This is a genomic window from Burkholderia cepacia (genome assembly GCF_029962485.1).
GTDB lineage: Bacteria > Pseudomonadota > Gammaproteobacteria > Burkholderiales > Burkholderiaceae > Burkholderia.
The window spans coordinates 3184465-3208921 of the sequence record NZ_CP073638.1 but is presented as its reverse complement, the minus strand read 5'-3'; the positions used below and the strand labels follow the sequence as shown (position 1 = coordinate 3208921).

At 64.6% G+C, this 24457-nt stretch carries 20 protein-coding genes and 1 pseudogene; 1 reads left to right on the top strand and 20 read right to left on the bottom strand.

The genetic code is table 11. The features are described from left to right. Positions 1-12: 12 nt before the first annotated feature. Positions 13-1610, bottom strand: a pseudogene (locus KEC55_RS30855) (Re/Si-specific NAD(P)(+) transhydrogenase subunit alpha). Positions 1611-2419: 809 nt separating this feature from the next. On the opposite strand from KEC55_RS30855, the gene KEC55_RS30850 reads away from it, so the two are divergent. Next, on the top strand, positions 2420-2716 hold the full coding sequence (locus KEC55_RS30850) for an EthD family reductase (RefSeq protein WP_282508824.1): 297 nt from the start codon (positions 2420-2422) through the stop codon (positions 2714-2716). 227 nt (positions 2717-2943) lie between these two features. On the opposite strand, the gene KEC55_RS30845 is transcribed toward KEC55_RS30850, so the two are convergent. From KEC55_RS30845 to KEC55_RS30755, 19 genes are all read right to left on the bottom strand, one after another. Next, positions 2944-3330, bottom strand: a complete 387-nt coding sequence (locus KEC55_RS30845) for a hypothetical protein (RefSeq protein ID WP_282508823.1) — start codon at positions 3328-3330, stop codon at positions 2944-2946. A 146-nt stretch (positions 3331-3476) separates the two neighbouring features. Then, positions 3477-4766 (bottom strand): acyl-CoA dehydrogenase family protein, encoded by a 1290-nt coding sequence (locus KEC55_RS30840; RefSeq protein WP_282508822.1) that lies wholly within the window; start codon positions 4764-4766, stop codon positions 3477-3479. Between the two features lie 170 nt (positions 4767-4936). Beyond that, positions 4937-5614 carry a TetR/AcrR family transcriptional regulator gene (locus tag KEC55_RS30835; RefSeq protein WP_282508821.1) on the bottom strand — a complete coding sequence of 226 codons (678 nt, stop codon included), beginning with the start codon at positions 5612-5614 and terminating at the stop codon, positions 4937-4939. Positions 5615-5781: 167 nt separating this feature from the next. Next, positions 5782-7257, bottom strand: a complete 1476-nt coding sequence (locus KEC55_RS30830; RefSeq protein ID WP_282508820.1) for an NAD(P)/FAD-dependent oxidoreductase — start codon at positions 7255-7257, stop codon at positions 5782-5784. Between the two features lie 11 nt (positions 7258-7268). Further along, positions 7269-8510, bottom strand: a complete 1242-nt coding sequence (locus tag KEC55_RS30825; RefSeq protein ID WP_282508819.1) for a thiolase family protein — start codon at positions 8508-8510, stop codon at positions 7269-7271. A 25-nt stretch (positions 8511-8535) separates the two neighbouring features. After that, complete coding sequence (locus tag KEC55_RS30820; protein WP_282508818.1) at positions 8536-10089, bottom strand: AMP-binding protein; 1554 nt, start codon at positions 10087-10089, stop codon at positions 8536-8538. Between the two features lie 42 nt (positions 10090-10131). Next, entirely contained in the window at positions 10132-11262 is a 1131-nt protein-coding gene (locus KEC55_RS30815) for a saccharopine dehydrogenase family protein (RefSeq protein ID WP_282508817.1), read from the bottom strand. Positions 11263-11435: 173 nt separating this feature from the next. Beyond that, positions 11436-12116, bottom strand: coding sequence for a c-type cytochrome (locus tag KEC55_RS30810; protein WP_282508816.1), 681 nt, complete (start codon positions 12114-12116; stop codon positions 11436-11438). Beyond that, the gene (locus KEC55_RS30805; protein WP_282508815.1) at positions 12117-13595 is read right to left on the bottom strand and encodes a flavin monoamine oxidase family protein; all 1479 of its coding nucleotides are present in this window, start codon (positions 13593-13595) and stop codon (positions 12117-12119) included. Between the two features lie 44 nt (positions 13596-13639). Continuing rightward, positions 13640-14608, bottom strand: a complete 969-nt coding sequence (locus KEC55_RS30800) for a WD40/YVTN/BNR-like repeat-containing protein (RefSeq protein ID WP_282508814.1) — start codon at positions 14606-14608, stop codon at positions 13640-13642. Positions 14609-14638: 30 nt separating this feature from the next. After that, complete coding sequence (locus KEC55_RS30795; protein WP_348995701.1) at positions 14639-14977, bottom strand: hypothetical protein; 339 nt, start codon at positions 14975-14977, stop codon at positions 14639-14641. Further along, the gene (locus KEC55_RS30790; protein ID WP_282508813.1) at positions 14952-17312 is read right to left on the bottom strand and encodes an efflux RND transporter permease subunit; all 2361 of its coding nucleotides are present in this window, start codon (positions 17310-17312) and stop codon (positions 14952-14954) included. The genes KEC55_RS30795 and KEC55_RS30790 overlap by 26 nt, the downstream gene beginning before the upstream one ends. Before the next feature lie 62 nt (positions 17313-17374). Next, positions 17375-19222 carry a DUF1302 domain-containing protein gene (locus tag KEC55_RS30785; protein ID WP_282508812.1) on the bottom strand — a complete coding sequence of 616 codons (1848 nt, stop codon included), beginning with the start codon at positions 19220-19222 and terminating at the stop codon, positions 17375-17377. Between the two features lie 71 nt (positions 19223-19293). After that, positions 19294-20658, bottom strand: a complete 1365-nt coding sequence (locus KEC55_RS30780) for a DUF1329 domain-containing protein (protein WP_282508811.1) — start codon at positions 20656-20658, stop codon at positions 19294-19296. A 227-nt stretch (positions 20659-20885) separates the two neighbouring features. Further along, positions 20886-21299, bottom strand: coding sequence for a RidA family protein (locus KEC55_RS30775; RefSeq protein ID WP_282508810.1), 414 nt, complete (start codon positions 21297-21299; stop codon positions 20886-20888). A 17-nt stretch (positions 21300-21316) separates the two neighbouring features. Next, a complete protein-coding gene (locus tag KEC55_RS30770) occupies positions 21317-22150 on the bottom strand; it encodes a phytanoyl-CoA dioxygenase family protein (protein ID WP_282508809.1) in 834 nt (277 codons plus the stop codon). A 244-nt stretch (positions 22151-22394) separates the two neighbouring features. Then, positions 22395-23015: a TetR/AcrR family transcriptional regulator gene (locus KEC55_RS30765; RefSeq protein WP_282511478.1), complete on the bottom strand. Its 621-nt coding sequence runs from the start codon at positions 23013-23015 to the stop codon at positions 22395-22397. Between the two features lie 64 nt (positions 23016-23079). Further along, positions 23080-23757 (bottom strand): hypothetical protein, encoded by a 678-nt coding sequence (locus KEC55_RS30760; protein ID WP_282508808.1) that lies wholly within the window; start codon positions 23755-23757, stop codon positions 23080-23082. 35 nt (positions 23758-23792) lie between these two features. Further along, positions 23793-24452, bottom strand: coding sequence for a c-type cytochrome (locus KEC55_RS30755; RefSeq protein WP_282508807.1), 660 nt, complete (start codon positions 24450-24452; stop codon positions 23793-23795). Between the last annotated feature and the right edge of the window lie 5 nt (positions 24453-24457).

Below are 24457 nucleotides of genomic sequence, written 5' to 3'. Positions count from 1 at the left end.
GTTGTCGTCCCCTTATTTGCGGAACATCGCCAGCATGCGTCGCGTGACCGCGAAGCCGCCGAACATGTTGACGGCCGTGAGCGTCAGCGCGCCCACCGCCAGGCCGAGGATCAGCCCGGACGGGCGATCGCCCGCGTTGGCCAGTTCACCGAGGGGCGGCGCGACCTGCACGAGCGCGCCGATCGCGATGATCGACGAGATCGCGTTGGTCACGCTCATCAGCGGCGTGTGCAGCGACGGCGTGACGTTCCAGATCACCATGTAGCCGACGAAGCACGCGAGCACGAACACCGTGAAGTGCGACAGGAAGCTTGCCGGCGCGAACTGGCCGACGAACAGGAAAGCCAGCGCGCCGACCGCGAACACGATCGCGAGCGCCTTGGCCGACATCGGCTCGCCGGCATGGCCGTGGCCCTTGGACTTCGCGGGCGCGGCCGCTGCGGGCGCCGCCTGGGGCTTGGGCGCGACAACCGCCTGCTTGATCGGCGGCGGCGGCCACGTGACGTTGCCTTCCTTGATGACGGTGAGGCCGCGGATCGCGTCGTCGTCGAAGTCGACGTTGATCGTGCCGTCCTTGCCCTTGCACAGCTCCTCGACCACGCGCAGCAGGTTCGTCGCATACAGCGTGGACGACTGCCGCGACAGGCGCGACGCGAGATCCGTGAAGCCGACGATCGTCACGCCGTGGCGCACGACGGCCTCGCCGGGCACCGTGAGTTCGCAGTTGCCGCCCTGTTCGGCGCCATGTCGACGATCACGCTGCCGGGCTTCATCGACTGCACCATCTCGGCCGTGATCAGCTTCGGCGCGGGCTTGCCGGGGATCAGCGCGGTCGTGATGATGATGTCGGCGTCCTTGGCCTGCTGCGCGTACATCGCGCGCTGCGCCTGCTGGAAGCCTTCGCTCATCACCTTCGCATAGCCGCCGCCACCCGAGCCTTCCTCTTCGTAGTCGACCTTGACGAACTCGCCGCCCAGCGACTTGACCTGATCGGCCACTTCCGCACGCGTGTCGTTGGCGCGCACGATCGCGCCGAGGCTGGCGGCCGTGCCGATCGCGGCGAGGCCGGCCACGCCGGCACCGGCGATGAAGACCTTGGCCGGCGGAATCTTGCCGGCCGCCGTGACCTGGCCATTCAGGAAGCGCCCGAATGCGTGCGCGGCCTCGATTACCGCGCGGTAGCCGCTGATGCTGGCCATCGACGTGAGCGCGTCCATCTTCTGCGCGCGCGACAGCGTGCGCGGCAGCGAATCGATCGCCAGCACGGTGGCCCGCCTGGCGGCCAGTTGCTCCATCAGTTCGGGGTTCTGCGCCGGCCAGACGAAGCCGATCAGCGTGCCGCCCTCGCGCATCAGCGCGACTTCTTCGCCGGTCGGCGGGCGCACCTTGAACACGATGTCGCTGCCGGACCAGAGGTCGGCCGCCGTTGTGGCAACGGTTGCGCCGGCCGCACGGTAGGCGTCGTCATCAAAGTTCGCGCCGGCACCGGCGCCGCTTTGGACGGCGACCGAAAACCCCAGCTTGATCAGCTTCTCGACCACTTCGGGGACGGTCGCTACGCGCCGTTCGCCGGTGGCTGTCTCCAGAGGAATCCCAATCTGTAATGTCATATCATGAATCGTCAGTAGCGGCCAGCGCATGAATTTCCGGCCCACATGCTAAGCAATCGAAAGCACGAGGAAATCAACTCGAACCTCGACCAAGTACAGCGAGTCGACTCAGCGACTCAATGCAGAATTCGAACTTGATCAATCTTGAAAACATTCGCACGACGGTAAGCAGTCCAACATTCAAGTAGACAAACACGGCCTGGGTGGCACGCCAGTGCTTCGGCTTGGCCGCCCGCCTCGACAAGCGCGTCGGCGAACGCTTTGCAACCTCCCATCTTGCGGCTCGACACGATCACATGTTCACCCTGGTCCGCTAGCAGTCTCGCGATCTCTTCGACGATTCCACGGCTCGCCCCGGCGCCAAGTTCGACCTTTCGCGTCGGATCAAACAGATTCGTTCTCGAGCCTTTCTCTCTATACGAATCTTTCGGTACCCAAACAAGCTGGAACAAAAGCATTGAGCATAGCGATTCACGGAGTCTTCTTGAAATTTATCTTCTGAATCGCAGGGTATTCAATCCCTGAATCTTCCACCTAAGAGTGAGGGTCATCGTGCGATGAGTTCCAAAATCGACATCGGCAGCGTTGTGTGCGAAGCGGTGCACTGCTACACTTCCTCTCGCTTCTTACGTTCTCTACAAGCTCCCCTTACAAAGGGTGCTGTCTTCATCGCAACGAGCATCGGCCCCACATCCGCGGGAGACAGTTGCGATGGTTCCCGGTTGTCAAAATTCGCCGATTTCCTTTCCTAGGACCGGTTCATCTGGACCGCATTGCGGTCCGTTCAACATAATTTCACCAAGGTTGACATGGCCACACTTATCGTAAGTTACCCCGCAACTGAAGGCAGCACATTTGATCGTGACTACTATCTTTCCAAGCACATTCCGCTTGCTCGCACTGCATGGAGTGAGTTTGGTCTGCAATCGGCAGAGATTTTGTTCCCGTCTGTCGCACCCCAACCCTTCGCCGGGGTGGTAATTCTCAAATTCACCGATCAAGCCGCACTCTCTGCCGCACTTTCGTCCGCAAAAACCGCTGAAGTGATCGGCGACGTGCCAAATTTCACCAATATTGCTCCGACGATCTTCCGCGCAGACGACTGAACAAGTTCGAAGGCCGTCTGAATCCTCGTGCGTCAGGCGGCTCCTTCACCTCCTTACAACAAGCGCATAAGTTACATACGTTGTCGAAGCGGGGAAATTCCGCGAACTCATGCGACGTAGCCACATCCTAGTTTCACCATACCGTTGCGTAACACTATCTATTCCGGTCGGCAGTTCCACATGAAGTTATAGTCTTCCGCGGTCAACATCGGAACTACTTACCTGATTTACTCAAGCCGTTTCAATCTTTGGAAACTGCCTCGGGCTCTTAAGTTGAACAGCACTTCTGCTTGAACTCCTCGGTCGTCATGGAACCTGCAGTAGAAGCTTTCGTCCGTACGGTTCCGCCGAGGCTTGCCGGAATCAACGAGCGCCATCTCCATGCTGTTCCGCGCGCCCGCTTCAGGATCGCCCTCGACACGACTTCCGGGTTGGTGTTGAAACGCAAGTAGCGAGGTGTTCCACGAACGCATTGGTTCGAAACGTTGGGCAAAGCCAAGGCGATCATCAAGGCGTGGTGCCGAAATTTTTATTGAGATCGAAAAATATTGATGGATCTTTATTTGATTTAATTGATTCGCACTCTGAATCACTTTTACTTCAATAATCGCCATCACATTTTTCGGAAACCGCTTCTTTCGTATAGCTTTTGGCGGTTTGAATCGACAATCAGATACGGGGACGGCACTTCCAGCGCGTAATTGTGACGGGCAACGCGCACCGGCCAAGCCGCCGCGCGTGCCGGCTCTATCACGCGGTCCTATTCGCGCGTCCACCCGTTCTGGTAAAGCTCCCCGGCGAGCACACCGAGCCGCGACGCGAGAATATAGTTCTCGCCGTCCTCGATCAGCGCCGAACGCACGTCGCGGAACAACTTCTCGATCGGGAACTCGCGCGTGGTACCGTTGCCGCCGAACAGCTGGAACGCCTCGTGCGTGATCTTCATCGCTTCCTCGGTCACGCTCACCTTAGCCTGCGCGGTCGCATACGGATGGCTCTGCGGCGACATGCGCGAGAACGCGAGACTGCGGCGCGCGATCGCACGCGCCATCTCCAGCCGGCGCAGCATCTCGCCGATGCGCAGGTGCGTCATCTGGTGATCCATCAGCAGCGCGCCGCCCTGTTTGCGCTCGTGGCAATACGCGAGCGCCAGTTCGAACGCCGCGCGCGCCGCGCCGACGAACACCTGGCACATGTGCGTACCCGCATACGACCACGTCGACGCGAGGTTGCCGAGATAGTCGTCCTTCAACGCGACCGCGAAGCGCTTCGGCACCTTCACGTTGTCGAAATAGATTTCACCCTGTGGCAGCGAGCGCTGGCCGATCTTGTCGAGCGGCTTGCCGCGTGACACGCCGGGCAGGTCGAGCGGCAGGATCATCGCGATGCCGTTCGTGAACGCGCTACGCTCGCCTTCGCCGTAGAACCCGTCGCCGTAGTCGGCCGCCATGTAGGCCAGCGCGACCTGCGCCACCGACCCGTTCGAGATCCACGCCGAGCTTTGCCCGTTGATCACGATTTCATCGGCGCTGACCTTCGCGGTCACGTTCCCGACCGGCTGCCTGCCGTTCGCGCTGAGTTCCTGCCGATACAGGATTGCCGCGTCCGACCCGCGATCGGGCTGCGTGTTCATCCAGCAGCCGACCTTGCCCGCGCACATCTCGATCAGCTCCGGATTGCCGACCGTCTGCGCCATCATCAGCGGCATCGTGGCCGCGCCGATCGACACGGCAAGGCCCGAATCGCCCCAACCGAGTTCCTCACCGATCAGCGACTCGATGCGCACCGCCGTCTCCGGCGGAAATTGCGCGATCAGTTGCGGATCGAGCCCGAGCTTCGCACTCTCGACGATGGCGGCCCAATACGGCGAGCCCGGCGCGATCACCTCCTCCGGCGTCATCCGGTCGAGCTCGCGGCCGATCGGTCGCAGCACGTCGCGCGCAAAGCGGTGAACCGTATGCTGGATTGCACTTTCCTCTTCGCTCAGCGGCGTCTCGAAGCCGGTCATGCCGACCACGGGCAGCGCCGCAGACTTGTTCAGACGAATCATCTCCGTTCTCCTCCTGGACTCCAGTCATGTGGACCAGGCAGCAACTGCACCCGGCCATCTCGTATCTAGTAATACATACATAAGATAGGTCATCATGACAAATGATGGAAGCAAAAAAAAGACAGGGTATTCCCCTGTCTCTTTCGGTACTGCGACTGTGAAGGCCGTCGTTATTTGCCAGCGGGCACGGTCAGCGTACCGTATGCGATCGCGCGCGACGTCGCCGTGAAATACGCGTCGAGCGCATGCGTATGCCGCCCTGCGCCGTACTGCATCGCGAGGCCGTCCGCCAGCGCGATCAGCATCGTCGCTGCGTGTCGGCTGTCGGCCGCACTGAACGCAGGATTGACGGTGCGCAGCAACTGCGCGAGATCGCGCGTGAGCGTCTCATACCATTCGTCGTAAAGCTTGAAGCACTCGGGATCGGTCGCCGAGAACGACAGAAAGTGTCGGAACAACGCATTGTACTTGGCATCTTTCGCATCGGAGATCGAGCGCACCAATATCTCCTCGAACACGTCGCGCGGCGACGCGTCGGTGCTGATCGCGCGCTTCATGTCTTTGAGATAGGTGTCGATAACCGGCTCGATGACGGCCCGCAATACGGCGATCCGGGTCGGGAAGTAGTACTGCAGATTGCTGACGCTGATCCCTGCGGCCGCTGCCACCGCGCGTTGCGAGAATTCCAGCGGGCCGTTTTCCAGCAGCAGCTTCCGCGCGACGCGAATAATCGTGTTGCGGGTGCGCAGGCCTTGCGCTCGCAAACCGTCCGGGTTGCTTGCTGCTGCGGGGGCTGCAGTCGAAGTGCGCCGCTTTTTACCGCTGCGCTGCTCGTTGGGCACTGTCATCGTGTTCGTCGTAAAAGTGGCGTTTCGGCTTCGTTGAATTGACGCTCCGTACCTTACGGAGCGCAAACGACTATACCTTATGCGAGCCTCGTTTTCCATCGAACCACCCGTCGACTGGACAGTCCGGCCGGATGCACGTTTCAACGTCGTGACGATCGCGTGCGACGCTACATCTGCCGCGCCTGGCGGTTCACGCGCTCGTCGAGCAGGTTCGCGACGCCGAGCATCGCATTGATCGTGCACCATCGCAACGGCTCCGGCGGCGCCGACGGCGTCTTGTGCGTCAGCGCGTCAAGCAGCGGCGAGTGCCCGCCCTCGATCCGTTCGGCCAGCACACGCCCGATCAGCGACTGCGTGCCCACGCCATGCCCCGAGCAGCCGGCCGTATAAAACACGTTTTTGTGCGCGCCGGCTGCACCGACCACCGGTAGCGCGTCGCCGGCGAACGAGATATAGCCGGACCAGCACGCGCGCACCGGCACGTTGCCCAGTTGCGGAAAGCGCGCGTACAGCGCCTTCACGAGCGAACGATACGCGTCGTCATCCGGGACGTTCGGCGTCTGCGAGCCGTAGACGTAATGAAGCCGCTTGGTCGTCAGCAGCAGCGTGTTGCGCGCGGTGAGGCGATGGCTCTCCATCGTCAGGTGCGACGTAACGATGCCCTCGCGATTCGGCCAGCCGAGCGCAGCAAGCTGCGCATCGGACAGCGGCTCGGTTTCGAGCGCCGACACGCGCAACGGCATCACTTTGTCGCCGAGCAGGCCGAGCTGCGGCGTGTATGCGTTGGTGGCCAGCACCAGCACCGGCGCACTCGCGCTGCCACGTGCGGTGCGCACGCGCACCGTCTCGCCTTCGTCGAAATCGAGCAGCGCGGTGTTCTCGTAGAGCTTCACGCCGGCCGCGAGCGCCGCGCGCCGCAACCCCGTCACGTACTTGCCGGGATCGAGCGTGCCGCCGCCCGGTACGTACGCGCCGAACAGGAAAGCCGGCGGAATCCCGCGTTCGCGCATCGCCGCGCCATCGAGAAACTGCGCGGGCGAGCCGAGTTCGATGCCGGTTTTCATGCTCTCGCGCAACCGCTTCTCTTGCGACGGATGCACGCCCGCGCGGATGATGCCCGACGCGCGGTAGTCGCAGTCGATCGCGTATTCGGCGAGCTTGCGCTCGACGTAGGCCACGCCTTCGTCGTAGAACCCGACGATCTGCTTCGCCTGTTCGTGCCCGACACGCTTGAGGAACAGCTCGTACTCGAGCCCCTGGCCGCCGGCGAGATAACCGGCGTTACGCCCGCTCGCGCCGAAGCCCGCGAACTCGCGTTCGAGCACGACGACGCTCGCGCCGCGCGCCGCCAGCTCAAGCGCGGTGGACAAGCCGGCGAAACCCGCGCCGACGACGATCACGTCGGCGCGGACGTCGCCCTCGAGCGACGGCTGTGCATGATCCGGCGGCTCGATCCATCCGCCGACGGGTCGATACTTCTGCAACGCGGCATCGGCGCGGATTTCCTCGCCCCAGCGCGCCAGCGGTCCGGTCGCGTCGGCCCCCACTGCCTGCATCGACGCCGCCGCGCCGACGCCGTGCGACGCTTGCCGCGCCGCCTGTCCTGCCTGCCCGAGCACTATCGCGCCATGTGCGTCGCTCATGTCCGCCTCCGTCAGTCCCGACTGAGAATGTGAATCGCCAGCGCCGCTTCCTCGACGCCCTGCAAGCCGCCTCCGTTCTCCTGGATCGCATGTCGCGCACCGTCCACCTGCCGCGCACCCGCCTCGCCACGCAACTGCGTGACCAGTTCGTACAGCTGCCCGATGCCGGTCGCGCCGAGCGGATGGCCCTTGGATTCGAGGCCGCCCGACGTGTTGATCGGGATGCGCCCGCCGAGCGTGAACTCGCCGCGCTCGGCTGCCGGGCCGCCTTCGCCGAACGGCACGAAACCGAGGTTCTCGGCCTGGATGATTTCGCCCATCGCCGACGCGTCGTGCACTTCGGCGACGTCCATGTCCTCCGGTCCCACGCCGGCCTGCTCGTAAGCCTGCAGCGCAGCGAGCCGGCCGATGTGCTTGTGCGGCTCGTCGGCGCGCCGTCGCGTGAAGCTGCGCAGCACGCTCGCGGCGATCCGGATGCAGCGGCTGCGATCGGCGCCGATACGCTCCAGCCCCTCCTCCGTGCACAGGATCGCGGCTGCCGCGCCGTCCGACAGCGGCGCGCACATCGGCAGCGTGATCGGGTACGTGATCGGCGCCGCCGCGAGCACCTCGTCGACCGTGAACGGCTGGCGGAACTGCGAATACGGGTTGTGCACCGAATGCCCGTGATTCTTCGCCGACACGGCGGCGATCTGCCGCTGCGTCGTGCCGTACGTGTGCATGTGATGCCGGCACAGCGCCGCGTAGATCTTCATGAAGCGGCTGTACGGGCGGTCGGATTCCGAGCCGGGCGGCGGCTCGATCCCTTCGCCGAGCCGCGCGAGCGTCGCGAAGTTCTCGTCGACCCGCGACACGTCCCAGCCCCCCTCGAACAGCGCGAAGGATTTCGCCTTGTCCGCGACGTTCATCTTTTCCGCGCCGAGCGCGAGCGCAACATCGCACGCGCCCGACTGAAGCTGCCGCACTGCCAGGTGCACGGCCGTACTACCGGACGCACACGCATTCTCGACGTTGAACACCGGAATGCCTTCAAGGCCGATCTTGCTGAATAGGACCTGACCTGGAATCGACAGTTGCCCCTGCAACGCGCCGTTGGTGATGCCCGAATAGAACGCGGCGCGGATCGCATCGGCATGGCAGCCGGCGTCACGCAACGCACGCTGCAGCGCCTCGCGCGCCAGGTCGTCGAGACTACGGTCGAGGTGCCGGCCGAACACGGTCATCGCAATGCCGGCGATGTAGATGTTGCTCATCGTATGGAATCCATATGAATCGGGTTCAGATCCTGCGTTGCTGGCCATGCCAGTACTGTTCGCGCAGGTCCTTCTTCAGCACCTTGCCGGCCGTGCTGCGCGGCAGTGCGGCGACGAAGTCCACGCTCTTCGGCGCCTTCACCGAGCCGAGCTTCTCCTTGCACAGCGCGACGAGTTCCTCCGCGCTGACCTGCTGGCCGGCATTCAGCTCGACGACGGCCTTCACGGCCTCGCCCCACGTGTCGTCGGGCACGCCGATCACCGCGCAATCCTGTACGGCCGGATGCGCCCAGATCACCTGCTCGACCTCGCTCGGATAGACGTTGAAGCCGCCGCTGATGATCATGTCCTTCTTGCGATCGGTGATGTGCAGGTAGCCTTCCGTATCGAGATGACCGATGTCGCCGGTGTGCAGCCAGCCATCGACGATCGTCTCGGCCGTCTTGTCCGGCGCGCGGTAGTACCCCTTCATCACGATATCGCCGCGCACGCAGATCTCGCCAGTCTCGCCCTGCTTCAGCACCTCGCCGCGATCGTTGATGATCTCGACGCGCACCAGCGGATTCGGGCGGCCGACCGACGACAGCCGCTCGTCCGATGCGAGCCGGCCATCGACGAAGTGCTCGGCAGGCGTCAGGTACGAGATCGACGCGGGCGCTTCGGTCTGTCCGTAGCCGCCCGTCATCACCGGGCCGAACACGTCGATCGCGCGCTTGAGCTTCTCGACCGACATCGGCGCGGCGCCATACAGGAAGTAACGCAGCGACGAGAAATCGACCTTGTCGATGCCCGGGATGTCGAGCAGACGGTAGATCACCGTCGGCGGCAGGAAGAACTCGGTCACGCGATGCTTCACGATCGCGCCGAGCAGCAGCGCGGGATCGGGCTTCGGCAGCACCACCACCGTGCCGCCGCGCGCGGTACACGGCAGCGACATCATGCCGGCGGTGTGCGTCATTGGCGCCGCAGCGAGATTCACCGGGCGCGCGTCGCCGTACGTCATCGCGATCATGAACTGTGCGAAGTACGTCTGCAGCGAACGGTGCGTGTTCATCACGCCCTTCGGCGCGCCGGTCGTGCCGCCCGTGGCCGACAACGCGACGACGTCGTCCATCGCGTATTCGACGGCCGGCAGCGTCGCCGGCTGGCACCCGCTCCAGGTGGCCAGCGACGGCGCCCACGGCAGGTCGGCGTCGAGGCACACCCACAGCCGGATCTTCGGCAGGCTCGGCCGCAGTGCGTCGATCACGGGCGCGAACGCCTGATGGAAGAACAGCACTTCGCAGTCGAACGCATCGAGCGCGTACTGGTTCTCGGCCACCGCGTTGCGCCCGTTCACCGGGATATACGCGAGCCCGGCGCGCCACATCCCGAGCGCGCAGCTCCAGCCGATCACGTCGTTGTCCGCCCACACCGCCGCCTTCGCCTCCTTCGCGAAGCCGGCGGCAAGCAGCCCGTTGGCGATGCGGCACGACAGCTCGCCGATCTCCTGGAACGTGTAGCTGCGTTCGTCCTGGATATAAGCGATGCCGTCGGGATTGAGGCGCCACCCGCGGTCGTAGAAATCGATAATGGCCATGTCACATGTTCCGTTGAGTCTGGTCCGGTAACGCCGCGCCCGTCACAGTTGCGTGACCGTGGCGCGCGCGAGCCCGCGCTGTTCGAGGAAACCGAGCAGGTAGCGATGCCCGAATGCCTTCGAGCCCGACGCGAAACCCGTGCGAGCCACGTCGCCGTCGAGCAGCTTGAGCACGCCGGCGGCATGAATCGCGCCCGTCGAGATGTACGGCGTGATGCCGTGCACGGTCGCACGCACCGACGCGAGCTGGCCGCGGCCGATCGCGACGTCGACGCTGCGCTGGATCGTCGTGCGTTCGCGCGGCGGCATCGTCGGCGTGGTCGAATTGACCGCCTGCTTCAGCACCGCGTCCTGCTGTTCGCGCGGCAGGTGCTTGTACTCGGCTTCCCACTTCTGCCCGAACTGGTGCACCAGCTTCATCACGTTGTTGTCGTAGAAGCCCACGCACGAGATGCAGCTGCGCACACGCGGATCGCGCTCGAAGTAGACGGGCAGCGACGTGCCGCCCCACGGCAGGCAGAACACCGGCTGCATGAGTTCGGGCGTCGCGACGGTGAACGACGCGTCCGGCGCGTGCGGGACGAGCGCCTTCTCCCACAGGTAGCAGGCTTCGTGGCGCGCGCCGTCGAAAATCGTCGCTGCCGAACCGATGCTGACGCCGGCAGTGCCGCGCGGACCGCGCGTCAGCGTGGCCGTCTCCAGCGCATCGATGCCCGGCGTCTCGAGCGCGAGCTCCGCGGCGATCTCGGCAAACGTGTACATATACGCGTTCGACGACGACACCAGCAGGCCGGCCTGCCGGTACTGCTCGCCGAACTGGTCGCGCACGTCGCGGATATACGACTGTTCGCCGGTCGTATCGAGGTGATGGCAGCCGGCCTTCAGTGCAGCCTCGACGCCGACGAGCCCGAAGCTCGAGAACGGCCCGACGGTATTGCACACCACCTTCGCACCGCGAAACGCCTTCACGAGCGCATCGACGGTGTGCTCCGCCTCGATGATTTCGTATTCCGCGGATTCGAGGCGCACGACGCGCTGCGCCATCATTTCCTTCGCGCGGCCCGCGTTGCGTGCGACCGCCGTGAACGGGATGTTCTGGTCGATCAGCCAGTCCATGATCAACATGCCGGTGTAACCGCTTGCGCCATAAACGACGACGGGGTGCTTAGCCATGGTTGTCTCCTGAAACGTAAGTTGTCAAAAATCGGTTGAGTCGAACGTCGGGTACTGCCGCTTCACATCGGGGGCGTTTCTTTATAGAAAACACTAACAATCATAGGTCACTATGCCAAAAATAGACGCGCAGAAAAAGGCAGGGTATTCCCGGCCCTGACTCCCTACGCGCATCATCGGGCCGCACCGCCGGCACTGTCCGGCGACAGGCCGGCCAGGTAGTGCGCAACGGCGCGCGTATCGTCGACCGACAACGTCGCAGCCAATGCATTCATCGCACCCGTCGGGTCGTGCCGCTCGCCCGACCGGAACACCGCGAGCTGCGCTTCCAGGTAAAGCTGCCCCTGGCCCGCGAGACGCGGCGCCTGATCCTTGCCTGTCAGCGCCGCGCCATGACAGGCCTGGCAGCTTCTGGCCTCGACCAGCGCCCTTCCGCGCGTGTCGAGCGCGGCGTCGGCCGCCACGGCTTCGTTGCGCGCCGGCGCCTGCCGCGCGAAATAGGTCGCCAGCGCATCGATCTTCGCGTCGTCGAGTTCGCGCGCGAGCGGCCCCATATACGCGTTGCGGCGCTGGTCGGTCGCGAACGCGCGCAGTTGTGCAGCGATATATGTGGCCGGCTGCCCGGACAGCGATGGATACCACGCGTTCTGCGCCTGGCCATGCACACCGTGGCAGAAGAAGCACGTCTCCTGCGGCTGCGGCCACGCGCCGCCGTTGGCCTTGTCCGCATCACCGATCGCGGTCATCGCCTTCTGGTAACGCATGCCATCGACGAGGTCAGGCCCGTAGTGCACGCCTGCGGCAACCACGCCCGCCACCACAAGCGCGGCGCCGATCATCCAGGTTCGTTTCATTCAGACCTCCCCGCCGCGGCCGGCCAGCTTGCCGAGCGCTTGCAGCGCCGCGCGATGCCCCGAGCGCACGGCGCCGTCCATCGCACCAGGCCAGACATCGGCCGTCTCGGTGCCCGACCAGATCAACCGGCCCGCCTCCGGGCGCAGATACTTGCCCCACTTCGTCCAGAAGCCAGGCGGCAGCGGGTGAATGCACTGCAGCGTCCACGGATCGACGCGGCCCCAGTCGTAGTCGTGAAACTGCGTCGGGTGCAGCGCCTTGTCGCCGAGCGCGCGTGCGAAGATGGCCGACAGCATCTGTTCGGCGGCCTTCGACTCGGCCGGCAACGCGCCCGGCGCGACGAACGCGGCGAGCACGCCGACCGAACCGTCCGGCGGCGAGTTGTCGTACGCCATGAAGACCGGGCCGCCGACCTCGAAGATCTGCCCGTTGTAGCCATCGTCGCGCCAGAACGGCCGCTCGTACACATGCACCGTCTTGCGCATCGGCGCGTTGGCCGGCCAGTTCCGCTGCAGTTGCGCGCGGCCTTCCGGCAGCGGCGGATCGAACACGATCTGGTTGCACAGCGCCGGATTGAGCGCGACGATCACGCGCCGCGCGCGGATCACGCCGCGATCGGTCTGCACGTCGACCAGGTCGCGATCCCAGCCCGAAATCTTGCGCACCGGGCAGGACAGTTGCACCTTCTCGCCGAGCTCTTTCGCCATCCGGAGGCTCAACACCTGCGAGCCGCCGACGAAACGCGTTTCCTGTGCGCCGCCCTTGATCGATTCGAGCTTCGCGTAGTCGCTGTCGGCGCTGTTGATCACCGACAGGTAGTGCAGCAGCCCAAGTTGCGCCGGTGCCCCTCCGAGCGACAGCTTCGCCGCGAGGCCGAGGAAGTAGCCGTCCTCGTAGGTCACGCCCTGCTTGAGCAGCCAGTCGCCGTAGGTCAGTTTGTCGAGTTCCGCCGCGTGCTGCGCGGTCCACGGTTCGCGGGACGGCACGCCGCGCGCGAGCGCGCCGAGCTTCGCGCCGATCGCGTCGTCGCCGCCCGAGCCGCCGTGAAAATCCTGGGCGACGCGCGCGTCGCCGGCCAGCACGACCGTCTTGCCCGCGTAATAAGTCGGGAACGTATCGACGCCGAGCTCGCGCGCAAGATCGGCGATCGCCGTCTGCCCGGGGCCGATCCACTGACCGCCGGCTTCCGACACGACGCCATGCCCGAGGTCGTGGTTGAAGGTCCGGCCGCCGACGCGATCGCGCGCCTCGAGCACGACGAACGACTCGCATCCGGCACGCTTCAGGTCGCGCGCGGCGGTCAACCCGGCAAGCCCGGCACCGATGATGACGACATCGAACACGCCCCGATCGGCGGAGGCCGTAACAGCGCCTTCCGCGAACGACACGTCGCCGGCCGCGAGCGACGCGGCGCCCACTGCCGCGAGGCGCAGTATCTGACGCCGGGTCTTTACGTCCGGCTTGTACTTGCGATTCATTTCAAGTGCTCCATCCTTCCTTGTTTATCTGAAGCTGTTTCGACTCACGGTGCAGCCAGCACGCCGTCCTGCGAAAACAGCACCTGCTTGCCGCGCGTATCGATCAGCGCGGCAGTGAGGGTCGCGCGATCGGCGCGCTGCGCGACGTCGAACGGGCCGCCCGCGACGCGCTGCGCGAACGTCAGCCCATCGAGGCCGACACCGACCAGACCGCCACCCGTCGCGACGAGATCGGTGATCGAGCTATGCGTGCCGACGTTCAGCGCGGCCCACGTCGCGCCGCCGTCGCGGCTTTCAAACAGGCTGCCGAGCAGCCCACCCACCACGATCCTGCCGTCGGGCATCACGACGCCCGTCCACAACGTGCCTTTGCCGCCGGTCGGCAGATAGGCCCAGTTCGCGCCGCCGTCGGACGACTTGAGCACCATCCCTTGCTCGGACACGATGTAGAGCGCGTGCGTGGCGTCGGCGAACACGTGATACAGGTTGCGGTCGGCCTTGCCGCCGCCGGGCGGCTTCGGCAGCGTCGTACGCGCCCACGTCTTGCCGCCGTCATGCGTCTGCAGCAGCAGCGACCACAGCCCGACCGCGATGCCGTCCTGCGCGTTCGTGAACAGCACCGAGAACAGCGGCTGGTCGACCGACGTGTCGAGCCGCTGCGTGACCCACGTGTCGCCGCCGTCGTCGGTCGCCAGAATCGCGCCCCACTGGCCGACGGCCCAGCCGTGCTTCGCATCGGCGAACGACACCGCCGACAGCGTCGCCGACACCGGCACGCGCCGCGCCTGCCGCCAGGATTTGCCGTCATCGTCCGACAACAGCACGATGCCGTGCTCGCCGACCGCGACGATCCGCGATCCGGCGCGCGCTGCGTCGGTCAGCATCATGTGCGTCGGTGCGGTCCACGCATGCGCGGGCTTTGCGGCCCAGGCCGCGACGGTTCCGTCCTGCGGTTGCGCGAAGGCAGCGGCGACGGCGCAGAGCGCGGCACAGGCAACTAGCGTCTTGATCATGGTGAGTCTCTGTAGTGGTGTGCGCGGGCATCAGTGGTTGAACAGATCCGACCAGCCGGCATGCGCTACGCCGAGCACAACGATCGGCGGCCTGCCCGCACCCGGCACCGCCGCCTGCCGTTCGGCGTTGCCGTCGTTCGATGACGGTGCGACGCCCGCTCCGTCGACCGCGGTGTTGCGCACACCGACGCGTCTTGCGTCGTTCGCGAACGCATGAGCCGTCGCGGCCGGGCCCGCGGCCGCTTCACGAAATCGAGGGAAGGCTGCCGCCGCGATGCAAAGTGCGGCGCAAACAGCTAACGTCTTGACCATGATCGAATCTCCGTCAGGATGATCACAAGCTTCAATGGCTGAACAGGCCCGGCGCACGGGCAGGCTTGCGGCGCGGGAAGCAGCGCTCGAGCAGCGAAGCAAGCGCGGGCAATGCGGTCATCGCCATCACCAGGTTCACGATGAACATGAATGCGAGCAGCTTGCCCATGTCGGCCTGGAACTTGAGCGCCGAGAAGCTCCACGTCGCGACGCCGATCGCCAGCGTGATCGCAGTGAAGATCGTCGCGACGCCCACTTCGAGCATCGCGTGCTGCACCGCCTTCACGATGTCCTGCCCGCCCGCGAGATGCACCTGCAGCCGGTTGTAGATGTAGAACGCGTAATCGACGCCGATACCGACGGCCAGCACCATCACCGGCAACGTCGCGACCGTCAGCCCGATCTGCAGCTCTTTCATGAACCAGTAGCCGATGAAGGTCGCGACCGACAGCGGCAGACAGCAGGCGAGCATCGCGCGCCAGTCGCGGTAGGCCAGGAATACGAGGATCAGGATCGCCGCATAGACGTAGAGCATCATCGGCAGTTCGCTCTTTTCAACCTCGTCGTTGGTCGCCGCCAGCACACCCGCATTGCCCGCCGCAAGGCGCACCGTGATGCCCGGGAACGGATGCGACGCGCGATACTGCTTCACGTCGTCGAGGATGCGGTTGATCGTCGTGGCCTTGTGGTCGGTCAGGAACAGATGGACGGCCGTCATCCCGCAGTCGCGGTTCATGTAGCCCTTCACGCGCGACACGTCCACCGACACCGCCCCATAGTTCTCGGGATCGATCGGCACGACGTTCATCTTCGGGTAGTCCTCGTTGTAGCCCTGGTTGTACGCGCGCAGCATCGCCGAGTACGACTGCACCGAGACGACGCCGGGTTCGGTCCGCATCGCGGCGGAGAAGTCGTCTTCGTACAGGCCGACCGCCGGGTTGTCGCAGGCCTTGCCGTTCGATTCGATCGCCACCGTCAGCCAGTCGAGGCCCATGTCGTAGTTGCCGGCGATCGCCGTGGCGTCGCGGTTGAAGCGTGCGTCCGCGCGCAACTCGGGCGCGCCCGGCTGCAGTGTGCCGATCACGCGGTCGCGGCTTTGCCAGGCAGCCAGCGCGAAGATCGCCACCGTCAGCACGACGGCGATGCCCGCGTACTTCGGCTCGGCCACCCGTGCCAGCACGCGCAGCGGCTTCGCGCGTTGCTGCGCACGCTTCAGCGAGTTGTCCGCATAGGTTTTCGTGAAGTTGAAGCAGGACGCGGCCACCGGCAGCAGGATCAGGTTCGTGACGATCTTGTACGCGACGCCAAGCGACGCGGTGATCGCCAGCTCGCGCACCATCGGAATCGGAATCAGCAGCAGCGTGATGAACGACACGAACGCGGTAATCAGCGCGAGCACGCCGGGAATCAGCAGGCCGCTGAAGCTGTGTCGCGCCGCATCGAACGAACTCTGCCCGTGTGCGATCTCGCGGACGATGAAGTTCACCTGCTGCACGCCGTGCGATACCCCGATCGCGAACACGAGGAACGGCACCAGCACCGCGAGCGGATCGAGGCCGAAGCCGAGCAGCTTCAGCGTGCCGAACTGCCACACGAGCGACGTCAGCGAGCACGCGATCAGCAACACCGTGAAGCGCACCGAATGGCAGTACCAGTACACCGCGAGCGTGGTCAGCAGCAACGCGACCGCGCAGAAGCCGAGCACGGCCGTCGCGCCGTCCGCGATATCGCCAATCTGCTTGGCGAAGCCGATGATCTGGATCTCGTAGCCGGCATCCTCGAACGGCTGGCGGATCTTCTGTTCGAGCAAACGGTTGAAGGCGACGTAGTCGAGCACCTTGCCGGCGCTGTCGCGCTCATTCAGCTCGGCGGTGATCATCGCGCTGTCCTCGCCATGCGACACGAGCGTGCCGACATAACCCCCGAGCGTCGTCGCGCGGCGGATCTTCGCGACGCCTTCCGGGGTCAGCTGGTCCGGCGTGATCGTGCCGGGAATGATCGGCTCCGCACGAAAGCCTTCGTTGGTCACCTCGTTGACGAACGCATTCGGCGTCCACAGCGACCGCACGCCGATCCGGTCGACGTTCGGCAGGTAGGTGACCGCCTGCGTGACCTTGTACAGCCGCGTCAGTCCTGCCGGCGTCCAGATCGAGCCCTGCTTTGCCCGCACCACCACCGTGATCCGGTTCGCACCGAGCAGGTCGTTCCGGTATTGCTGGAACGTGCGGATGTACTCGTGCCCGATCGGCATCTGCTTTTCGAAACCGGCATCCATGCGCAGTTGCACGGCGAACACAGCCATCGCAACAGTGAACAACGCGATCGCCACGAGCACGAGCGCGCGATGACCGAAGAAAAGCCTTTCCAGGCGACTGACCAGACGATTGAGCACGACCTTACTCCCTCATGTGTTGCGGCGACGCGCGACGCACGCCGCCCGCGATCCCGCCGTCGTCAGAAATTCCGCGTGACGAACAACCCGACGAAATTCCGGTCCGCGTACGGCTGGCCCACCGTGTTGTGGCCGCCCCAGAACGCAGTGAAGTTGATGCCGGCCTGCCAGTTCGGCGGGTTCTGGTTGAACAGCACGTAGACGTTCACGGACTTCGCACCCTGCATGTAATTCGCGGTGAACGTCGGCGTATAGCCGTACAGGCCGTCGGAGAACGTCACGCCGGGCGTGACCTGCCAGCCGGGAATCAACGAGCCGTCATAGGTCCAGTTGAAATCGATCGTCGCGCCGACCGAACTCGACGTACCCTGCCCCATCCCGATCGGGTAACCTGCCGCCGACCCGTTGTTCAGCCACGGCAGGTAGCCGGTCTGCGGCACCTGCGTGACGGTCTGCCCGTCGATCGTGCGCGTCACGTTCGAGCCGAGGCCCGGGTAGTAGATCCAGGTCAGTTCCCAGGTCAGCGCAGCCGAATCGGCGCCGAGCAGCTTCAGGAACGGATACTCGCTGCGCGTCAGCGCCAGCAGCCCGTTGATGTCGTACTGGAATTTTTTCTTGTCGACCCATTGCTGACAGTCGGTGCCGGCCACGCCGTTCGTGTTCAGGTCGAGCGGGCCGCCTGCGCCGTAGCAGCTCGACAGCGCGACCGCGTCGCGCGGCCGGTACGACAGCTCGGTGCCGATCGCCCAGGGTCCGAGCCCGAAGTTCGCGCTGACGCCGAACAGTTGCCGCCGGCCGAGATACGACCATTGCTCGGTCCCGTTCGCGAGCGACGCGAGCACCGGCGACTTGTCGGTGTAGTTCAGGTAGTAGAACGCGAAGTTCGCGTCGAACGAGCGCGGCGAGTAGTTGAACTTCACGCCGAACTGCGGCCGGTATTTCGCCGGCAGGTTCGTCGTGCTCGGCAGGCCGATGTCGTTGAACGGCGGCCCGGCATACGTGCCGTTCACGAGCCCGTTCTTGATCGCGTTGAGCGTGTCCTGGTTGCCGGCCGCGCCCGGTCCGCCGATTGCGTTGGCGATCGTGCCCGCGCTCGGGCCGGTCACGTTCAGGTTGTTCGTGTTGATCGTGAACGGTTCCGCGCCGCGACCGAAGCCGTTCGTCACCGACCAGTACGACCCGACCGGCGGGTAGCGGTTGCCGTTCCACTGGAACTGGTAATAGGCCTCGGTGCTGAACCCGTGCGACAGGTCTGAAGCGAAGCTCACCATCGGCGCGGGCAGCAGCGCCTGCTTGAGCTGCGAGCCGGGAATCAGCAGCTTCTGCACGTCGATCGAGTTCGTCGCGTTGATCCCGCTTTGCGCGAACATGCTCTCGCCCCAGTTGATCACCTGGTTGCCGAGCCGCACGTGCGCGTTGCGCCCGCCGATCGTGAAATCCTTCTGCGCCCACAGGTCAAGCAGTTGGGCGTTGTACACCACCTGCGCAGCGGCCGTGCTAGACAACGGTGTGCGGTTCGTATTGCCGGCAAGGAAGTCGTACATGCCAGTGCCGCGCACCATGAACTTCAGCCCTTCACTCGGCATCTTCAGCAGCAGCTCGCTGGTCGCGCTGATGTACGTGCTGAACGGCTGGCCTTTCCGGTAGTTCAGGTCGCCGTTGTCCGCGTAGCCCCATTGATTGGTGTTCGCCGCCGCGCCGCAGCCAAATGCATTCGGATCGCCGGTGAGCGAACAGCTCGGGTTCTTGGTCCGGATACCGGCGCCGGCCGTCAAGTTCGTCACCCACGAGCCCTGCAGGTCACCATTGCCCATCGTGAAATCGTAGCCGTAGGCGCTAGACGCCGCAGCACCCGTACCCGCGACCGCGATCCATACCGTAGCATTCCTGATTATCCGTTCCGGTTCCATGATCCGCTCCTCCCCTGTTCAATGCCGGCGCGTCGCGCGCGCCGGTCCTTGTGTTCGTCAGTTGACTCCCGTCAACGCTCGCTTACGGAGCGCAGCGATTCCGCCGAGTAGAAATCGGACTTGAAGCGCGGGTCGTCCGGCTGCTCGAGCCAGCGGATATCCTTGCCCTGACCGATGGACGACGCGTCGAACACGTAGCGGCCGTTGATCATGTCGTACTGCGCGAGCGGCTCGTTGTCGCAGGTGCCGCCGATTTCCCACACGGGAATCGGGTAGCTTTCCCGTACCTTCCACAACTTGCCCTGCGCGTCGTAGTCCTCGCCGACGAGCGCGAGCCAGCTGTCCTCATCGAGATAGAACACCTTCTTCGACGCGACATGACGTGCGCTCGGCTTGAGGGTCGCCTCGACGACCCACACGCGGTGCGTCTCGTAGCGACGGTTCGCGGCAGCAAGGCCGTCGGGTGTCGCGACATCGTGCAGCTTGCTCTTGAACTTGTACATGCCGAACGCGTTGTACGGAACGATCATTTCCTTCTTGCCGACCAGCTTCCAGTTGAATCGGTCGAGCGAGCCGTTGAACATGTTCCCCTCGTCGATCAGGTACTGGTTCTCGAACCCGATCAACGGCGCATCGTGCGTATAAGCCGGCATGCGTCGCACGCGCCGCTGGCCCGGGAAGTAGTAGTAGGTTTCCGAATCCTTGTTGAAGTACTGCCGCTGGACGAAAGCCTGCCCGGCCAGCGCGGCGGGCGAGTTCATCTGGAAGTAGACGGCCATGCTCAGTTGGTCGACGTCCTGCGGTGAGCTCTTGCCGAGTTTCGCGGACGGGAAGTAAAGGGTCTGCGGTCCGACGGCATCGATCCATTCGCTGCTGCCCGGCCGCGGCGAAATGGCCGTGGCGACCTGCGCCCAGTCGACACCTACGCCGCGATAGCGCATCTCGTAGTTCAGGATCGCTTCGACGCCGTTCTTCGGTTGCGGGAACGGCACGCCCGGCAACACGGCCGATGCGAGGTTCTCGCCGGTCGAATCCAGCTTGGCGGCGGTGAGGTTCGCCTTCGAGTTCTGCTCGGCGACGTCCGGCAACTGGCATTCGCGATGGGACGGATAGACATCCATCCTGTAGCCCTTCTTCTGCTTGATCAGTGCGACCTGGCCAGGCGACAGCTTGTCCGCGTACTTGTCAACGTTGGCCGCATCGATCGAATAAAGCGGCTTCTCGTTGCGATGCTTCCAGAAATCGCCGCGCACCTTGCCCCACTCCCAACCTGCATCGGGCGGCTGCTTGCCCGCATAGGCCGGCACCGTGCCGTCCTTGCTCGCGGCACGGTCGGCGCCGGCCGGCGTCAGGTCGTCCGCCGCGACGGCGGTGCCGATCGCGACACATGCTGCTGCCGCGATCGCGGACACAGCCCAGAAACGATGCTTCTTCATCACGGTTCTCCTTCCCACTCCGCCTTCGCTCGCCCGTTGTGGGCGAAACGCGTTTGCTTCGATCGCCTTCGTCAGCCGACGACTGCGTCGCTCCCTGATCGCAGCCGACCGGGTTCCGGCCGGCCGCCTGCCGATCGCATTGCTTTCGGTGATTCGCTTTCATCTTTCATTCAGGACTGCGATTCATGTAGAACGCGAGTCCCTCCGGAAATCCGCCGCTACCGCCGTCAGTCCTTGCCCGAACCTGCTACCGCCACCGCGCGAATCTCGACGCACAGTCCCGGCAACGCCAGCTGCGTGACGCCGACCGCGGTCCACGATGGATAGCGGTTCGGGAAATACGCGTCCTTGACTGCCGCGAAACCCTCGGTCTCGCTCTGCAGATCCGTGTGGAAGGTCGTGAGCTCGACGACGTCGGCGAGACTCGCACCGGCCTCCTCGAGGATCATCTTCAGGCACTCGAACGCGATCCGTGCCTGCGCCTGTACGCCGTCGGCCGGCTTCATCTGCGCGTCGAGGCCGACCTGGCCCGAGACCCAGATCAGGTCGCCCACGCGTGTCGCCGGCGAGAAGTGGTACGCTTCGTACCAGGGCTGGAACGCGGACGGAACAATCGATTGCCGCTTCGGGGTTGCTGTCATGATGAAAGTCTCCCTGCTCAGACTAGTTGACGGAAACACGGCGCGCGGAACGGATCGCCAGCCTTCAGCCCGGCGAGTTCCTCGACGAACAGCACGCCGGCCGGCGTGAAGCCCGAGCGGCTTTCGTCGGGCAGCGGACTGAACACTGCGTCGTCGCCGAAGAAGCGCAGCACGAGCGTATGGCGATCGGGGAACGCCGCATCGACCGCGCCGCCACCGTGCAGCACGCCCGGATGGAGCAGCAGCACGTCGCCCGGCTTGGTTTCCCAGGACAGGATGTCGTACGCATCCGGCGTCGCGCGGCGCTCGGCTTCGATGTTCGGCAGGCGCGGCCACACGTCGCCGCCGTGCAACGGGTCGGTCGGATCCTCGGCGTTCTGGAACGTGGTGCCGTCGTGGCGTACGCCGCGATGCGAGCCGCGCACGATCTCCAGCGCATTGCGCTTCGGCACGCCCTCGAAGCTGATCCACGCATTGCCGAAGTGCATCCCTTGCCACGGCAGGTACGACGTGTCCTGGTGCCACGGCGAACGCGCGCTCTTGCCGCCGCCCTTCATGAACAGCTCTTCCGCGAAGTACCACACGTGCTTCGAGCCCCAAAGATCGGCGAACAACTGCCCGAACGGGAGCGTGCCGACGAGTTCGTCGAGCCGTGCCTTCGCATACGGATTCGCGTTGTCGTTGTGCGACTTGTACTCAGTGCCGTCGAGCAGTGTCGACGCCATCGGGCCTGGGTTCTCCATCCCCCAGTCGAACGCTGCACGGCATTGCGCGAGTTGTTCTTCGTTGAGCACCCCTTCGATAAGTACGGCCCCATTCTCAAAGAAGGCCTTCCGCGTCACTGCATCCATCGTCAATCTCCTGATTCGTCCAACAACCACCGGCGGCGATCCATCACAGCCGGCACCTTTAGTGGAACATGATGACTATGTTAGGTCATCATGACAAAATCACAAAAAAGATAAAGCCGGGGTATTCCCTGTTTCGTCTGCATGATCGAACGCGCATCGCGCGGGCCACCGACCCGTCATGACAATCGGCTTTCGGTATTCATACAAGCTTGCGACGAAGCACGACCGTCACTTCGTAGCAACGTCACCTGCTCACGCAGCCGAACACCGTGTGCGTCAGGAAGCCGACCAGCACCGCGTCGGCCAGCGCGTCGTCGGTGCCCCACGCATCGACCGCACTGCATGACTGCACGCCGTCGCACAACGCGGTCAGGCCGAGCGCCAGCACCTGTGCAGGCAACGGCAGCGACACGCCGGCGCGCACCGCGTAAGCGTCGATGCAGGCGACCGCCAGCGCCTGCCGGTCGCGCAGGAACGCGCCAAACCTCGCACGGAACTGCGGGTCGCGCGCCGCCTGAAGTTGTGCTTCGAGCCACATCAGGCGCGGCGCATGCCGCGCGGTACACCGCCGCCAGTACGCGAGCATCGCGTGCTGCGCACCGTCGGCCGAGTCATGCGTATTGGCAATCCGCTGCAACGCAGCCGCAGCCTCGTCGTGATCGCGCCGCAGCAGTTCGAACAGCATGTCCGTCTTGCTGCGGAAGTTCGAGTAGAACGCGCCGCGTGTATGCCCGGCCGCCACCGCAATGTCTTCAACGCTCGCGGCCACATACCCCTTCTCCGCGAAGATCACGCGTGCGGCACCGATCAGGCGTTCGCGCGTCACGCTCCGTCGCTGCACACGGGTCAGCCGAGGTACGTCCATCGGCATACCCCGTCTCCGGTCAGCCACGATTTTCGAATCTCGATCACGTTTTCAGTACAGCTATTCATTTCGGATACGACAATACGGCCGACCCGGCCTGACTTCGCCCACTCTGTTTCCCCAGCGCGCAATACGCGTAATAGAGAACGACCGTGAAGTACGACCACGTGAGCAATGCGAGGACGTAGAAGTTGAACACGACGTTGGTTTCCTCGCCCGGTATCTTGTAGAAGTCGTAGATGCATGCGATCGCGAGCGAAGCGACAAGCGCGACCGCCGTCGTCAGCGCATGGAACGCGTGACCGGCGCGCAGCAGCCGCATCACGAAGCCGACGAGATAGATCGAGAGCAACGTCCACATCGTCACGTAGAAATACGGCAGCACGTGTTGAAGGAAGCCGGCCGTAACCAGCACGACCGTGCCTGCGGCGGCGAGTACGAACAGCAACACGTCCTGCCGCACCGACGGCCGGTAGCCGTGAGTGACAGCCATCAGCCCCGCGACCGCAATGACCGGCATCCCGAACCCTCGCGAGAATGCATCGAGAAAGTGCGAGATGCCGTACGACACCGGGGATTCCGTCGCGAAAAAGATCAGGGCGTTGGTTGCGGAGATCGTGACGATCCACCACTCGAAGCCGAGCAGGAAATTGCGCTTGCGGACGAACTTCAAACCGTAAACGCCCGTCGTCATCGCAAGCGTCGCACTGGAAAGACAAAGGACAAGTGATCTGTGATCCATGATGAGAACTCCCGAGGTCGATTGCGTTCGATGATTCACTGTTTGCGTGGGCTGGCGCTCGCGAGATACGTCGCGACCGCCGCACGATCGGCCACCGACATCCCTCTCGCAACGCGCTGCATCGTGCCCGTCGCCTCGCTGCGCGAGCCGTTCGCGAACGCGTCGAGCTGCGCGAGCAGGTAGTCATAGCCCTGCCCGGCGAGACGCGGAAACTGTGCCTGCCCCGTCAGCCGCGCGCCGTGGCAGGCAGCACACGCGCCGCCCGTCACCAGCTGCTCGCCTTTCGTGCGCAGCCGCGCGTCCGGTTTGAAATAGCGGTTATCCTCCGGCGCCTGCTTCGCATAGTATTCGGCCAGACGAGCGATCTCGGTTTCGCTCATCGTCATCGCAAGCGGACCCATCGTCGGGTTCGCGCGTTGCCCGCTCGCGAAAGCGCGAAGCTGTCCGGTGACGTATTGGGTCGGCTGGCCGGCGAGGCTCGGATACGCCTGGCTGAGTGACGTACCCTTCACGCCGTGGCAGTTCATGCACGCGTCGGTCACACGCGGCCACGGGCCGCCGTCGGCCTCGTCGGCTTGTGCCGCCGTATCGATATGGTTCTGCAGTCGGTAAAAGCCGAGCAGCGTCGGCCCATAGAACGCCAGCAGCGCACCGATCACCACGAGCGCCGCGAGCAGCAGTATGCGTTTCTTCATCTTCG

Coding starts and splice junctions, on each gene's coding strand:
- KEC55_RS30850 (WP_282508824.1), top strand. CDS start 2,420: ATGGCCACACTTATCGTAAGTTACCCCGCAACTGAAGGCAGCACATTT.
- KEC55_RS30845 (WP_282508823.1), bottom strand. CDS start 3,330: ATGGCGATTATTGAAGTAAAAGTGATTCAGAGTGCGAATCAATTAAAT.
- KEC55_RS30840 (WP_282508822.1), bottom strand. CDS start 4,766: ATGATTCGTCTGAACAAGTCTGCGGCGCTGCCCGTGGTCGGCATGACC.
- KEC55_RS30835 (WP_282508821.1), bottom strand. CDS start 5,614: ATGACAGTGCCCAACGAGCAGCGCAGCGGTAAAAAGCGGCGCACTTCG.
- KEC55_RS30830 (WP_282508820.1), bottom strand. CDS start 7,257: ATGAGCGACGCACATGGCGCGATAGTGCTCGGGCAGGCAGGACAGGCG.
- KEC55_RS30825 (WP_282508819.1), bottom strand. CDS start 8,510: ATGAGCAACATCTACATCGCCGGCATTGCGATGACCGTGTTCGGCCGG.
- KEC55_RS30820 (WP_282508818.1), bottom strand. CDS start 10,089: ATGGCCATTATCGATTTCTACGACCGCGGGTGGCGCCTCAATCCCGAC.
- KEC55_RS30815 (WP_282508817.1), bottom strand. CDS start 11,262: ATGGCTAAGCACCCCGTCGTCGTTTATGGCGCAAGCGGTTACACCGGC.
- KEC55_RS30810 (WP_282508816.1), bottom strand. CDS start 12,116: ATGAAACGAACCTGGATGATCGGCGCCGCGCTTGTGGTGGCGGGCGTG.
- KEC55_RS30805 (WP_282508815.1), bottom strand. CDS start 13,595: ATGAATCGCAAGTACAAGCCGGACGTAAAGACCCGGCGTCAGATACTG.
- KEC55_RS30800 (WP_282508814.1), bottom strand. CDS start 14,608: ATGATCAAGACGCTAGTTGCCTGTGCCGCGCTCTGCGCCGTCGCCGCT.
- KEC55_RS30785 (WP_282508812.1), bottom strand. CDS start 19,222: ATGGAACCGGAACGGATAATCAGGAATGCTACGGTATGGATCGCGGTC.
- KEC55_RS30780 (WP_282508811.1), bottom strand. CDS start 20,658: ATGAAGAAGCATCGTTTCTGGGCTGTGTCCGCGATCGCGGCAGCAGCA.
- KEC55_RS30775 (WP_282508810.1), bottom strand. CDS start 21,299: ATGACAGCAACCCCGAAGCGGCAATCGATTGTTCCGTCCGCGTTCCAG.
- KEC55_RS30770 (WP_282508809.1), bottom strand. CDS start 22,150: ATGGATGCAGTGACGCGGAAGGCCTTCTTTGAGAATGGGGCCGTACTT.
- KEC55_RS30765 (WP_282511478.1), bottom strand. CDS start 23,015: ATGGACGTACCTCGGCTGACCCGTGTGCAGCGACGGAGCGTGACGCGC.
- KEC55_RS30760 (WP_282508808.1), bottom strand. CDS start 23,757: ATGGATCACAGATCACTTGTCCTTTGTCTTTCCAGTGCGACGCTTGCG.
- KEC55_RS30755 (WP_282508807.1), bottom strand. CDS start 24,452: ATGAAGAAACGCATACTGCTGCTCGCGGCGCTCGTGGTGATCGGTGCG.